Genomic DNA, 13,634 nt, shown 5'->3' with positions numbered 1-13,634 from the left:
AAGTGGAACAAAAAGTAGAAGCAATTGTGCAATGGTTGCGGGATCAAGTAAAAGAAACCGGTGTGAAAGGTCTGGTGGTTGGTGTCAGTGGCGGGCTTGACTCAGCGGTGGTAGCTTACCTTATTCAGCGCGCTGCACCTGACAATTCATTGGGAGTGCTTATGCCATTAAAAAGCAGTCGTGAAAGTATAGATCATGGTAAAAAGGTAATGGACAGCTGTGGAATTAACCATCTGACCGTTGAGCTTTCCGAAACACATAACGTATTATACTCTACCATTAAGGAACAGGTGGAGGAAAAAAATGAATTCAATGAAAAAAATAATCAGCTGGCTGATGCGAATTTAAGGGCACGTCTGCGGATGAGTACCTTATATACGTTAGCAACCAATTATAACTATCTTGTTGTTGGGACGGATAATGCTTCTGAGTGGTATACAGGCTACTTTACGAAGTATGGTGACGGTGGTGTTGATATCCTGCCGATTGTCGAATTTACGAAGCAGGAAGTCCGTGAAATGGCAGCATATCTGGGGGTCCCCGATGAAGTTGTAAACAAGCAGCCGAGTGCGGATCTGTGGGAAGGTCAGACGGATGAGGATGAAATGGGTACCTCCTATGATACGATTGATGCTTATTTGCGGGGGAAAGAAGTACCCGAACGGGATAAAAAAATAATTGAAAACATGCATGCCCGAACTGAACACAAACGTCGTGGTGCTAAACAGTTCCATTTAAAATAATTTTAACGTGTATGAAAAAACTTCTCTTATACAAACTGAAGATAAGGGAGGTTTTTTTATGTGGATGCTTAAAATTTTTTGCTTACTATTATTTGCTGTCTTTATTGTTGGCTGTAATGCAGTGACAGATAATGCCGCTGATAATGATGGTGATTTAAGTTCGGAACCTATCCATTATGAAACAGAAAATGAGCGCAATAACCGATTGAACAATAGACCGGAAAACATTGCTGAGCAGGGAGGTTACGAGCAGAGTGAACGGGACAGGCTGAATATGGGAGACAGGGATGCCAAGACAGATTTATATACGAATGAATTCACAATGTCCATTTCCGAGCATTTGAAACAGAACAAGAATGTCAAACAAGCTCAGGTAGTGGCAACGGACAAAAAAATCGTAGTTGGTGTTCAGGTAAACGAATATGCCCCTAAGGGAATTAAGAAAACCATTAAAAATGAGGTTAAACAAATGGTGCCTGAACGAAAAGTGGTGGTTTATACTGATCGAGTATACTGGGATAAAATGCGTGATGAAGATGCAGAACCCGATCAATTGAATGGTGACATGGAAGAGTTTCTTGATGAATTTTTCAACAGGGAACGTGACTGATATGCCAAACCGGGGGTATTCAGCTGCTTTTGAATTTAACCCTTCTCATATATACTATCGAAATCATAAGTAGAAAGGTGGCAAAATTAAAGATTTTGCCACCTTTTCACAATTCTGATCCGATTGTACTTTAAGAAGACACCTTTATCGATTTGCATTTTTTTGGTATAGTAAAAAAGGAATTTATTAGAGAGGAGAATGTCCAATGGCTGGTCATTCTAAATGGAAAAATATACAAAGAAGAAAAAACGCGCAGGATGCAAAAAAAGGAAAAATTTTCATGCGCCATCAAAAGGATATATATACGGCAGCGAAACAGGGCGGCGGAGACCCTGATACCAATCCTTCTTTGCGTTTGGCTGTTGATAAGGCAAAAGGCGACAATATGCCAAACGATAACATTGACCGTGCCATTAAAAAAGCAACCGGTTCGCTTGATGGAGCAAGTTTTGAGGAATTAACCTATGAAGGGTATGGTCCAGGCGGTGTTGCAGTCATTGTGCAGGTTTTGACCGATAATAAGAACAGAACTGCTTCTGAAGTAAGGCATGCATTTAAAAAAAATGACGGAAATCTTGGGGAAAATGGCAGTGTTTCGTTTATGTTTGACCGGAAAGGATACATTGTCATTACAAACGAAGATGGTACCATTGATGAAGATGAAATCAGTCTGGAGGCAATTGAAGCCGGTGCAGATGATATTGTAACACAGGAAGATGCATACGAAATTTATACGGAACCGGAAAACTTTACTAATGTGTGTGATCAGTTGCGTGACAGCGGCTACGAACTGGAGGAATCAGAAATCACAATGTTCCCGCAAACCTTCAGTACACCTGATGAGGATGATCACAAAAAAATGCTTCAATTGATTGACATGCTGGAAGACAGTGAAGATGTTCAGGATATCTTTCATAATCTGGAGAATGCAGAATAAAATCTGACCAAAACTTCCATTTTTTATCGGATGATAGGAGATGGAAGTTTTGGTTTTTCAAAGCGTCAGAGAGTAAAGATTATGATTGATCTTACAGGAAGGGTTTTGGAACTAGCCATAGATAAAAGAAATGCCGGGTTTTTCTAATGATTGACAGGGATAGTTATGTTAAAATAAGGTAAGGAATGTAAAAGGAGAAGGTCTGTAATGATAGCATATATACGAGGTGTTTTGACAGCTGTCCAGGAGGAGGCAGTGATTGTGGATATGCATGGGGTTGGGTACGAAATTATCTGCGCCAATCCTTTTGTATTTCAGCATGCGTTAAATAATGAAATAACCATCAATACATACCACTATGTCCGTGAAGATATACAAATGCTTTATGGTTTTAAAAATGAAGATGAAAAATATTTATTCACCAAACTCATTTCGGTATCTGGAATTGGACCAAAGGGGGCGTTGGCTGTATTGGGAAGTGTTGATGTCAGCGGCTTTGTTGAGGCAATTGAACGTGAAGACGATAAATTTTTGACGAGCTTTCCTGGGATTGGCAAAAAAACAGCACGGCAAATTATTCTTGATTTAAAAGGAAAGTTGAACGCCTTTGTGACAGTACCAGTTGATTCGGCCGAATTGGAACAGCCAACAGATGCAGGTACAAAAGAATTAACCGAAGCGCGGGAAGCATTAAAGTCATTAGGCTATACGGATAGGGAAATTAAAACCGTCCTTCCAAAGCTGCAGCATGAAAATGATCATAACACGGATGAAATTGTCCGAAAAGCATTAGCACTGTTAATGAAAAATTGACGAAGGGGAGATTGAGATGGATGAACGTATGGTGACTGGAGAATTGCAGAATGAAGATTCAACTGTCGAGCTAAGTCTCCGTCCTGTCAATCTTAATCAGTACATTGGCCAAGAAAAGGTCAAAGAAAATTTAAGCATTTTTATCCAGGCAGCCCGAATGCGGGAAGAACCACTTGACCATGTGCTATTGTATGGACCACCCGGGCTCGGGAAAACTACACTTGCTGCCATTATCGCCAATGAGATGGGCGTTCAATTTCGTTCCACTTCCGGTCCGGCCATAGAACGTGCTGGTGATTTAGCAGCAATCCTGTCATCACTGGAACCTGGTGATGTACTGTTTATTGATGAAGTTCATCGTTTACCGAGATCTGTGGAGGAAATCCTGTATCCGGCCATGGAAGATTTCTTCCTGGATATTGTGATCGGCACAGGTCCGAGTGCGCGTTCGGTTCGAATTGATTTGCCCCCTTTCACACTGGTTGGTGCGACCACACGGGCAGGGCTGCTGTCTGCACCGTTGAGGGATCGATTTGGGGTGCTCAGCCGCCTGGAATTTTATGAAACAAAAGACTTGTGTGCAATCGTTGAACGCACAGCAGAAATATTTGACACGACCATTACAAAGGAAGCAGCATCTGAAATTGCACGCAGATCAAGAGGTACACCACGAATTGCCAATCGGCTCTTGAAACGAATCCGGGATATTTCACAGGTTAAAGGTGAAACGGAAATTAGCCTGGAAACGACTAGTGTTGCTCTGGAGATGTTGCAAGTGGATAAAGCAGGGCTTGATCATATTGACCATAAACTGTTGAACAGTATTATTGATGGATTTCAGGGCGGCCCAGTTGGTTTGGATACAATTGGTGCAACGATTGGGGAAGAATCGCAAACAATTGAAGATGTATATGAGCCGTATTTATTACAAATTGGCTTTTTGCAACGAACACCGAGGGGAAGGGTTGTAACACCCAAGGCTTACGACCATCTTGGAATTCAAAGGAACGGTGCATAATGCAGGCAGGAAAACTGTTTATTATTCTTGGAATTGTCTTTTTATTGATCGGAATCATTTGGACGTTCATCGGGCGGCTTCCGGGTGATATCAGCTTTAAGAAAGGAAATTTTTCCTTCCATTTTCCAATTATGACTTCGATCGTTGTGAGTATTATACTGTCATTAATCTTTTTTATTATAAGTAAATTTCGTTAAGGAAGTAAGGGAGAACATGATGAACATAGAAGATTTTGATTTTGATTTACCAGAAGGACTGATTGCACAGACACCATTGAAGGACCGGTCCTCATCCCGGATGCTCGTTTTACACCGGGATGATAAACGCATTGAACATCAGCATTTTACGGATATCAAGAAATATTTAAATCCGGGAGATTGTCTTGTCTTGAATGATACGCGGGTCTTACCGGCAAGATTGTATGGTGTGAAAGAAGATACAGGGGCAAAGATAGAAATACTGCTGTTACACCAAAAAGAAAATGATACATGGGAGGTACTTACCAAACCGGCCAAAAAGGTGAAAGTGGGAACGACTCTCGTTTTTGGAGAAGGTAAAATCCGTGCAACATGTACAGAGATTTTGGAGCATGGCGGTCGTATTATGGATTTTGAATATGAAGGAATCTTTTATGAGGTCCTTGATGAACTGGGGGAAATGCCGCTCCCTCCGTATATAAAAGAACAGCTGCCGGAGAAGGAACGGTATCAGACGGTTTATGCAAAAGAAGAAGGATCGGCAGCTGCTCCGACTGCAGGCTTGCATTTCACCAATGAATTATTGGACGAGCTTAAAGTAATGGGGGTAATCATAACCTTTATTACACTTCATGTCGGATTAGGCACATTTCGCCCGGTAAGTGTTGATAACATTGATGACCATACGATGCACTCCGAGTTTTATCATATGACACAGGAAACGGCGGACACCTTAACAAGCGTAAGGGAAAATAATGGCCGGATTATTTCGGTCGGTACAACGTCAACCAGAATGCTGGAAACTATTACACGGGATCATAATGGAAAATTTATGGAATCGAGCGGATGGACAGATATTTTTATTTACCCGCCCTACGAATTTCAGGCAATTGACGGTCTTATCACCAATTTCCATTTGCCGAAATCTACCTTGATTATGATGGTAAGCGCACTTGCGGACCGTGAGAGTATTTTGCATGCATACCGTGAAGCGGTTAGAGAAAGATACCGGTTTTTCAGCTTTGGTGATGCGATGCTAATTTTATAGGAAAAGGAACGAAATGACATGACAGCAATTACCTATGAACATATCAAAACATGTAAACAAACAGGAGCCAGACTGGGAAAAGTCCACACACCACATGGTTCATTTGATACACCGACTTTTATGCCGGTTGGTACGCTGGCAACGGTCAAAACAATGAGTCCGGAAGACCTGCATCAAATGAATGCCAATATTATTCTTTCCAATACGTATCATTTATGGCTGCGTCCCGGTGAAGATATTATCCGGGAAGCTGGCGGGCTTCATAAATTTATGAATTGGGATGGTGCCATTTTAACTGATTCCGGCGGTTTTCAGGTATTTAGTTTAAGTGAGATGCGTAATATTAAAGAAGAGGGTGTCCACTTCCGGAATCATTTAAACGGCGAGAAATTATTTTTGTCTCCTGAAAAGGCAATCGAGATACAAAATGCTCTCGGTTCCGATATTATGATGGCGTTTGATGAATGTCCGCCATATCCTGCATCATATGATTATATGAAGGCATCCGTTGAAAGAACTTCACGCTGGGCTGAACGTTGTTTGAAGGCACATCAACGTCCGGAAGACCAGGGATTGTTCGGGATTATACAGGGGGGTGAGTATGAGGAATTACGCAGGCAGAGCGCAGCGGATTTAACGTCGATGGATTTTCCGGGTTATGCAATTGGTGGACTTTCAGTGGGTGAGCCAAAGGATGTCATGAACCGAATGCTTGAATTCACCACTCCGCTCATGCCACCTGACAAGCCAAGATATTTGATGGGCGTGGGATCCCCTGATTCATTGATAGATGGTGCACTCCGCGGGATTGATATGTTCGATTGTGTCCTTCCGACGCGCATTGCACGAAATGGAACATGCATGATATCAAATGGGAGGCTAGTTGTCCGTAATGCAAAATTTGCCCGGGATTTTAGTCCGATAGATGAAAATTGTGATTGTCATGTATGCCAAAATTATTCACGTGCATACATTCGTCATCTGATTAAATGCAATGAAACATTCGGATTCAGGCTTACTACTTACCATAATTTATATTTTCTGTTAAAATTAATGGAGCAAGTACGAGCAGCAATTTATGATGATCGTCTTGGCGACTTTAAAGAAGCATTCTTTGAACAATACGGGCTTAATCGCCCGGATGCAAAAAACTTTTAGAAAGGGGGAATAGATATAATGGATATGCTTATTTCACTATCACCAATTATTTTGATGTTTGTTATTTTTTATTTTCTGCTGATTCGTCCGCAGCAAAAGCGGCAGAAGCAGGTAAAGCAAATGCAAACCGACCTTAAAAAAGGGGACGAAGTCATTACGATTGGCGGCTTCCATGGAGTTGTACATGCAATTGATGAAAATACAGTGGTCATTCAGGCAGCGGGAGAAAATACAAAACTCACGTATGACCGGAGTGCCATCCGAGAGGTAAAAAGCTAATACTTTATGATGATACATAAAGGAAACAGAAAAAAGCGCAGAAGCTGTTCACATTTTAATGTTGAACTTACTCTGCGCTTTTTTTTCGCTGTTAAGAAAGGTAAATTTTCTTACTGCTTCTTTCAAACGTTAAACATTTTATTCTTCCTGTCCACTGGTCATATTTACACCAATCATTCCACCAAGTAATGCTGCCAAAATATATCCCAGATGGTAAAATGACTGCTGCAATGAAAATGCCTGTTCATACCCCAGGTATTGAATGAGAAATGTGAAAAGGGTGAATCCAAGTCCAGTTATTCCTCCAATTACCCAGCCTTTTTGCTTGCCTTTAATACCGGAAACAATACCTCCTGCAAATAAGCAGATTAATCCGGTAATTAAGGTAGTCCACGATAATGCGGTTCCATCCATTTCAGTAAACCGAAGAAGTAATGCAAGAATTACACTTGTTAAAAGGATCAGACCAAGCACAACGACCCAACCATACAGCAGCGCTATAAATTGTTGTTTTCGAATTTTTTAACCCCCTTTTTCTATTCCGGATAAATTTTAAAATACAGACAGGAGAATCTGTCCCCTATTAAATGTTATTCGGACAAGTGAAAAATAGACTGAAATTTTTTAAGACATGCGAGCATATATATGTATGAAGCAATGATACCAATATTGAAAGAGGATGCTTATATGGATGTTCTGCTCGCAACAGTTATCTTTATAATCAGCTATGTATTTATCATGACAGAGAAGTATAACCGCGCAGTCATTGCAATGTCTGGCGGTGTCCTGTTGCTTATTTCCGGTATTTATTCCGTGGATGACATGTTCCGGACTTATATTGACTGGAATACGATTGCGCTATTATTTTCCATGATGGTGCTGATATCGATTACGGAACGAACGGGGTTGTTTTCGTTCGTAGCAATTCGATTTGCCCAAAAAGTCCGCGGATCCCCAGTACCTTTGCTGATTGGTGTCGGAATGTTGACCGCATTTGGTTCAGCTTTGCTGGATAACGTAACGACAGTACTTATTTTTGTCCCCATCATCCTGAAAATCACAAAAGAATTGCAACTGCCTTCATTTCCTTATCTGTTGATGATTATTTTCAGTTCCAATATTGGGGGAACTGCTACATTAATCGGTGATCCGCCTAACATTATGATTGGACAGGCAGTGGACCACCTGAATTTTCTATCGTTTGTTAATCATTTGGCTCCCGTCGCTGGCATTATTTTTGCCGCAATGGTTTTTATGCTGTATATGCTGTTCAGAAAATCATTAAGAACCGGGAGTTCCAATGTCAGAAAACTGCTGGAACTTGATGCGTCGGAATATCTAGTTAGGTCTCCGATGCTTTATCAATCGATATCTGTTTTATCAATGACGTTATTTGGGTTTCTCCTGCATTCTTTCCTTCATATCAATCTGACGATAGTAGCTATCAGTGGGGCTGTATTACTGCTGCTGTTAACTGAAAAAGAACTTGACACGGAACACATATTAAAACAGGTTGAGTGGATCACTTTATTTTTCTTTATTGGGTTGTTTGCTTTGGTGGGAGGACTTCGGGAGGTTGGAATTATCGATGAATTGGCCAGGATGATCGTTCTGTTCACAGATGGTGATTTTTCCAAGACTGCTTTATTGATTTTATGGGTTTCGGGATTGTTTTCCGGTGTGGTTGATAATATTCCGTTTGTTGCGGCGATGATTCCGGTGATTCAGGAGTTTGAAACGTATGGACTTGTTTACCTTGACCCAATTTGGTGGTCGTTAGCGCTTGGCGCTTGTCTCGGGGGAAATGCAACACTTGTCGGGGCATCAGCCAATATAGTGGTAGCAGGTCTAGCTGAAGGGGAAGGAGAAAAGATACCATTTATCCGCTTTATGCTGTATGGAATCCCATTTGTTATATTTTCATTGGTCATTTCAACCATTTATATTTTCGTAAGGTATTTAATCCCGTATATGTCCGGAGGGTTATAGTATTAATACCGCATTTATTGCCGGTGCTGCAGGATTGAAGCAACAAGCAATAAATCAACTAAATAACGGATTAACTCCATTTTACGAAAAAATAACGCCAGTGGAAGGCGTTATTTTTTCTCGGCAGTTAAGAAAGAATAAAATCCTATCTTACTGCATAAGTGCATCTATGACTGGTGAAAGCCAAGTTTTTTAATAATGAACAATTTCACGAAAAGATATTTTTAAGACAGCCATTTTTGAAGCGCAGGAATTTGTTTTAATTCTTCCTTTGTTACAAACTTTAGTGCAAAAAGTAAGCCTATATAGATGAGTCCGAGCAGTGCAATAATAAATATAAATAGGAGCAGGTTTGACTCAAGTCCGGAATAGATATTTTTTAGTGTGTTGCCTGCAAACCAGGTTAAAAGCAGTAACATGCCCATTTTCAATAAATCTTTCATCGGTATTTTAAAACCTATTTCCTTATACAGACTGGCCAGATGCAGGATTGTTACCAATACAGCACTGACAGACATGGCGATGGCCGCTCCCATAATGCCAAATTTAGGGTTGGATGCCAGGAAAAACAATACCGTGAATTTAACCGCTGCGCCAATCAGACTGTTCCACATTGCCGGTTTTGCCAAATCAAGAGCCTGCAGTGCCGATTGTAATGGAGGCTGAAGATAGAGTAAAATAAAAAACGGCGCCATGAGAACAAGAAATCTGCTTGCGTCACCAGTCCCATACATAAAAGTTAATATTGGAACCGCAAAAAGTGATAGAACAATCGTTGCCAACGCTCCCGAGGCAAATGAAATGCGAATTGATTGATGGACCCGGTAATGGATAAGATTATTATTATAGTTGGCATCTGCCTCTGAAATGGCTGGAACTAGTGCTATGGAAAGCGACTGTGTTATAAAAGTCGGCAGGAACAATAATGGCAGCACATAACCGGTTAATTCACCATATTGTTTTGTTGCCAGGCTGGTAGATATACCTGCCAGCATCAAACTTTGGGAAACGATAATCGGTTCCAGAAAATTGGAAACAGAACTTATGATTTTGCTGCCTGTGCTGGGCAATGCGATTGAAAAAAGTTCCCTGATTGTGTCCTTGCTTGATTTCACATATTTCATGAACCTGTGGCGCACCTTAACGATTTTTTTGCGCTTGAACAAGTACATCATAAATAATAAGGATGCAAGTTCGCCAATAATCACACTGAACATTGCTCCCGCTGCAGCATATTCAATTCCAAAGGGCAGCAAAAGTTTTACAAACAATGCCACACACGTTATCCGAACAACCTGTTCTATCACGAGTGCATAGCTTTGTGGTTTCATGTTTTGTCTGCCTTGAAAATACCCTCTCAATACGGATGATATTGCGATAATCGGGATAATCGGACTGATTGCTATCAATGGAAACAACGTACGGTCATCGGTTAATAAGGTGGATGCAATAAAAGGTGATGCAAAAATCATGCCGATTGTAAAGATGATACTGGAAATACCTGTTATTACCAATGAAATAACCAGGATACTTTTGATTTTTTGTTTGTCTCCCCGTGCTTCTGCTTCGGCTATCCGTTTGGATATGGCTACGGGAAGCCCAAACTGTGTCAGTGTAATAACAAGAATTAAAGTCGGCAGTGCCATCATGTACAGACCGATACCTTCTTCGCCCATTAACCGGGCAACCACTAATCGATTTATGAATCCAAGCAGCCGGGTAATCATACCAGCAATTATTAAAATAATTGTTCCTTGTAAAAAAGTTTGTTTGGTCAATATTGCCGCCTGCCTTCTCAAAAAATAAATTTTCATATACAATGATATATATGCAAAGAAGTGGGCCAAGCATGACAAGCTTTCATTATTAACTGCAGGGGGGATTGGGTGGAGACGATGAAGACAGTGCGTGAGTGGAGGAACGAGCTTGAAATGGCGCTTGAATGCAAAAAAAATGAGTTTCAAATGATGGGGTATCAACAAGCATCCACTGACGATATTTGGAAATGTCTCGAAGAAAAAGTGTGGAAAGGCAACCCACAAAAGCGGTTGTATGAAGTGGTTCAGGATATTTTCCATTTGGCGTCCAATATATACATGAGCTATTTGACAGTTAATGCTTATCAGGATGATGATTTAATGGCATCGATTGCAGCTGTTACGAACGTGGATTACGATGGAAATAAGTGATATTTACATAATGACGTTTGACCTGCATGGATTTAAGGGAGGCAATTAACAGATGAAAAACAGAGGCAGAATCGTTGCCTTTTTTCTGATCGTCATCGTGTTTTTGGGAACGATTGGAACAACGATAACCGGAATAACGAAAGATATTAAGCTGGGGTTGGATTTACAGGGAGGATTTGAAATCCTGTATAAAGTCGAACCGGTAGATGAGGAAGAAGAAACAGACAGGCAATTGTTGGAGTCGACTGTTCGGATTCTGAATGAACGGGTTAACAGCTTGGGTATCAGTGAAGCAAATATAAACATTGAAGGAGAAAACCGTATCCGTGTTCAGCTTGCCGGAATTGATAATCCGGAAGAAGCTCGGGATATACTTTCCACCTCAGCCCGCCTTTCGTTCCGCAATGTTTCCGATAAGGAATTAATGAATGGGACGGACATCGTGGAAGGCAGTGCCCAGCAGGATTTCAGTGCGCAAACGAACCAGCCAATCGTTACACTGAAACTGAAATCGGCTAAGAAATTTGGTGAAATTACCAGTAAGTTAAAGGACAATTATAATCAAAAAACCCCTTACCCGGATAACTTGCTTGTCATTTGGATGGATTATCAAAAAGGGGATGCTTTTGCGGAAGAATGGAAAAAGAAAGATCCGAAATACGTCTCCGCACCTTCCGTTGATCAGACACTTAATACTTCTGAAGTTATGATCACAGGTGATTTTACGGTAGAAGAAGCACAGCGGCTGGCTGATATCATTAATGCCGGTTCACTGCCGGTAAATATGACGGAATTGTATTCCACCACAGTTGGTGCCCAATTTGGTGAACAGGCACTGGATAAAACCGTATTTGCCGGAATTATCGGCATTAGTATCATCTTTTTATTCATCATGGTTATTTACCGTTTTCCTGGTGTAATTGCCGCCATTAATTTAACTTTCTATATTTACCTTATTTTACTGTTCTTTGAATTAATGAACGGGGTTCTGACATTGCAAGGTATCGCAGCCCTCATACTTGGTGTAGGGATGGCAGTTGACGCAAACGTTATTACCTTTGAGCGGATTAAGGAAGAATTGCGTGAAGGGAAATCTGTTCTCGCTTCATTTAAAGCTGGGACAAGCAACTCATTAAGAGCGATAATCGATGCGAATATTACAACGATCCTTGCAGCAGCCGTATTATTTATTTTCGGTACCAGCTCAGTTAAAGGGTTTGCCACCATGCTCATCTTGAGTATTCTGGTAAGTTTCCTGACAGCAGTATATGGAACAAGACTGCTGATGGGCTTATGGATGAGGACAAAGTTGATGAAAAACCGTCCAGGCTGGTTCGGTGTCAAGAAGAAAGATATCAAGGATATATCTGATACAACAGAAAGAGAACCAAAATTGTTTAATCGTGAATTGAAGCCTGTAAACCATCGTAAGAAATTCTTTATTGCTTCAGGTATTATGGTGATTCTAGGGGCAATTTCACTTGGAATATTCCAGCTAAATCCGGGAATTGATTTCACCAGTGGTTCACGGATTCAGATTAATGCAGATAACTCGTTAAATGCGGAGAATGTAGAAGATGATCTGGATCAATTGGGAGTAAATCCTGAATCCGTTGTCCTTTCCGGGAATAATAATACAACTGCTGTTGCCCGGTATGATACGGTCATCAATGAAGAAAAAATAGCGGAAATTCAGGATCTGTTCAGTAAAGAATATAATGCCAACACAAGCGTTAGTATTGTTTCCCCGATTGTCGGAGAGGAACTTGTAAAAAACGCGTTGTATGCACTTGGAATAGCATCAATTGGTATGATTATTTATGTTGCGTTCAGATTTGAATTGTTCTTTGCGGTCACAGCAATTATCGCGTTGTTGCATGATGTGTTTTTCATACTGGCTGTTTTCAGTTTCACAAGAATCGAGTTTGATATTACAATCGTTGCAGCAATCCTTACCATCGTCGGGTATTCCATCAATGATACGATTGTTACCTTTGACAGAATCCGCGAGAACTTACGGAAAAAGAAAAGGGTTAAATCATTTGGCGAACTCGCAAAAATCGTGAACAGAAGTCTTATGCAGACATTTACCCGAAGTATCAATACCACGGTTACAACATTGATTGCTGTATTGGCATTCCTGTTCCTTGGTGCACAGTCGATATCAGGATTTGCAATCGCGCTCACTGTCGGACTGGTTGCAGGTACGTATTCATCACTGTTTATTGCATCACAATTGTGGCTTGTATGGAGAGGAAAAAATATCAAAGAGAAACCTGTTGTTTTCGCCAAGAAAAAGCGCACAGAGGGACCACAGGTATAATAAAGATCCCGTGTCATTCAAACGTGACACGGGATTGCTTAATTTTAAAGTTTTTGCCAAGATATATTGATCAATAAATCCATAAACTGTGATATTAAAAAAGTTGATTGAATATGGCTCTCCGACCACACAGTTGGAAGTGTATGCGGAGTGTATTTCCGTGGCAGCAGCACCATCATCATACTACGTCTCAGTTGAGTTCAAGTGTAAGTTAAGTAATAATAGTAATAATATTTAAGAATAGAGGCTAATAAAAATCAAGCTTTTTTTCAGATTAGATTCCATTCAAAGCGGGTAATTTATTAAAATAGCCTGTAAATGAAGGAGGAT

14 protein-coding genes are annotated in these 13,634 nt (G+C 40.7%); 12 read left to right on the top strand and 2 right to left on the bottom strand.

Going from position 1 to position 13,634, the window contains the following annotated elements:
* Positions 1 to 2: 2 nt before the first annotated feature.
* The 9 genes from nadE to yajC all read left to right on the top strand — a co-directional run bounded on the left by nadE (position 3) and on the right by yajC (position 6,803).
* On the top strand, positions 3 to 743 hold the full coding sequence (gene nadE / locus HUX68_RS05755; protein ID WP_174613925.1) for an NAD(+) synthase: 741 nt from the start codon (positions 3 to 5) through the stop codon (positions 741 to 743).
* A 58-nt stretch (positions 744 to 801) separates the two neighbouring features.
* A complete protein-coding gene (locus HUX68_RS05750; RefSeq protein WP_174613924.1) occupies positions 802 to 1,353 on the top strand; it encodes a YhcN/YlaJ family sporulation lipoprotein in 552 nt (183 codons plus the stop codon).
* Positions 1,354 to 1,558: 205 nt separating this feature from the next.
* Positions 1,559 to 2,290: a YebC/PmpR family DNA-binding transcriptional regulator gene (locus HUX68_RS05745; RefSeq protein WP_174613923.1), complete on the top strand. Its 732-nt coding sequence runs from the start codon at positions 1,559 to 1,561 to the stop codon at positions 2,288 to 2,290.
* 207 nt (positions 2,291 to 2,497) lie between these two features.
* Positions 2,498 to 3,103, top strand: a complete 606-nt coding sequence (ruvA, locus tag HUX68_RS05740) for a Holliday junction branch migration protein RuvA (RefSeq protein ID WP_174613922.1) — start codon at positions 2,498 to 2,500, stop codon at positions 3,101 to 3,103.
* Positions 3,104 to 3,119: 16 nt separating this feature from the next.
* Positions 3,120 to 4,121, top strand: coding sequence for a Holliday junction branch migration DNA helicase RuvB (ruvB, locus tag HUX68_RS05735; RefSeq protein ID WP_174613921.1), 1,002 nt, complete (start codon positions 3,120 to 3,122; stop codon positions 4,119 to 4,121).
* Entirely contained in the window at positions 4,121 to 4,318 is a 198-nt protein-coding gene (locus HUX68_RS05730; RefSeq protein ID WP_174613920.1) for a DUF2905 domain-containing protein, read from the top strand. Before ruvB ends, HUX68_RS05730 begins: the two co-directional genes overlap by 1 nt.
* Positions 4,319 to 4,337: 19 nt before the next feature.
* Positions 4,338 to 5,366 carry a tRNA preQ1(34) S-adenosylmethionine ribosyltransferase-isomerase QueA gene (queA, locus tag HUX68_RS05725; protein ID WP_174616359.1) on the top strand — a complete coding sequence of 343 codons (1,029 nt, stop codon included), beginning with the start codon at positions 4,338 to 4,340 and terminating at the stop codon, positions 5,364 to 5,366.
* 18 nt (positions 5,367 to 5,384) lie between these two features.
* Positions 5,385 to 6,524, top strand: coding sequence for a tRNA guanosine(34) transglycosylase Tgt (gene tgt / locus HUX68_RS05720; protein WP_174613919.1), 1,140 nt, complete (start codon positions 5,385 to 5,387; stop codon positions 6,522 to 6,524).
* Positions 6,525 to 6,542: 18 nt separating this feature from the next.
* Positions 6,543 to 6,803, top strand: a complete 261-nt coding sequence (gene yajC, locus HUX68_RS05715) for a preprotein translocase subunit YajC (RefSeq protein WP_174613918.1) — start codon at positions 6,543 to 6,545, stop codon at positions 6,801 to 6,803.
* A 138-nt stretch (positions 6,804 to 6,941) separates the two neighbouring features.
* Here the strand turns inward: yajC and HUX68_RS05710 are convergent, their stop codons facing one another.
* Positions 6,942 to 7,295, bottom strand: coding sequence for a TIGR04086 family membrane protein (locus tag HUX68_RS05710; RefSeq protein WP_343033700.1), 354 nt, complete (start codon positions 7,293 to 7,295; stop codon positions 6,942 to 6,944).
* A 195-nt stretch (positions 7,296 to 7,490) separates the two neighbouring features.
* Here HUX68_RS05710 and HUX68_RS05705 point away from each other — a divergent pair, with 195 nt between their 5' ends.
* Positions 7,491 to 8,792: an ArsB/NhaD family transporter gene (locus HUX68_RS05705; RefSeq protein ID WP_174616357.1), complete on the top strand. Its 1,302-nt coding sequence runs from the start codon at positions 7,491 to 7,493 to the stop codon at positions 8,790 to 8,792.
* Positions 8,793 to 9,016: 224 nt separating this feature from the next.
* Here HUX68_RS05705 and spoVB read toward each other — a convergent pair whose 3' ends face one another.
* Positions 9,017 to 10,570, bottom strand: a complete 1,554-nt coding sequence (gene spoVB / locus HUX68_RS05700) for a stage V sporulation protein B (protein WP_174613917.1) — start codon at positions 10,568 to 10,570, stop codon at positions 9,017 to 9,019.
* Between the two features lie 117 nt (positions 10,571 to 10,687).
* Between spoVB and HUX68_RS05695 the strand changes: the two genes are divergently transcribed.
* Together HUX68_RS05695 and secDF are read left to right on the top strand one after the other, a co-directional pair.
* Positions 10,688 to 10,981 (top strand): post-transcriptional regulator, encoded by a 294-nt coding sequence (locus tag HUX68_RS05695; RefSeq protein ID WP_174616356.1) that lies wholly within the window; start codon positions 10,688 to 10,690, stop codon positions 10,979 to 10,981.
* Positions 10,982 to 11,033: 52 nt separating this feature from the next.
* Positions 11,034 to 13,304: a protein translocase subunit SecDF gene (gene secDF, locus HUX68_RS05690; protein ID WP_174613916.1), complete on the top strand. Its 2,271-nt coding sequence runs from the start codon at positions 11,034 to 11,036 to the stop codon at positions 13,302 to 13,304.
* Positions 13,305 to 13,634 lie beyond the last annotated feature (330 nt).

The sequence above is a fragment of the Virgibacillus ihumii genome, from assembly GCF_902726655.1.
Lineage (GTDB): Bacteria > Bacillota > Bacilli > Bacillales > Amphibacillaceae > Lentibacillus > Lentibacillus ihumii.
This window is presented reverse-complemented; position numbering and strand designations above follow the sequence as displayed.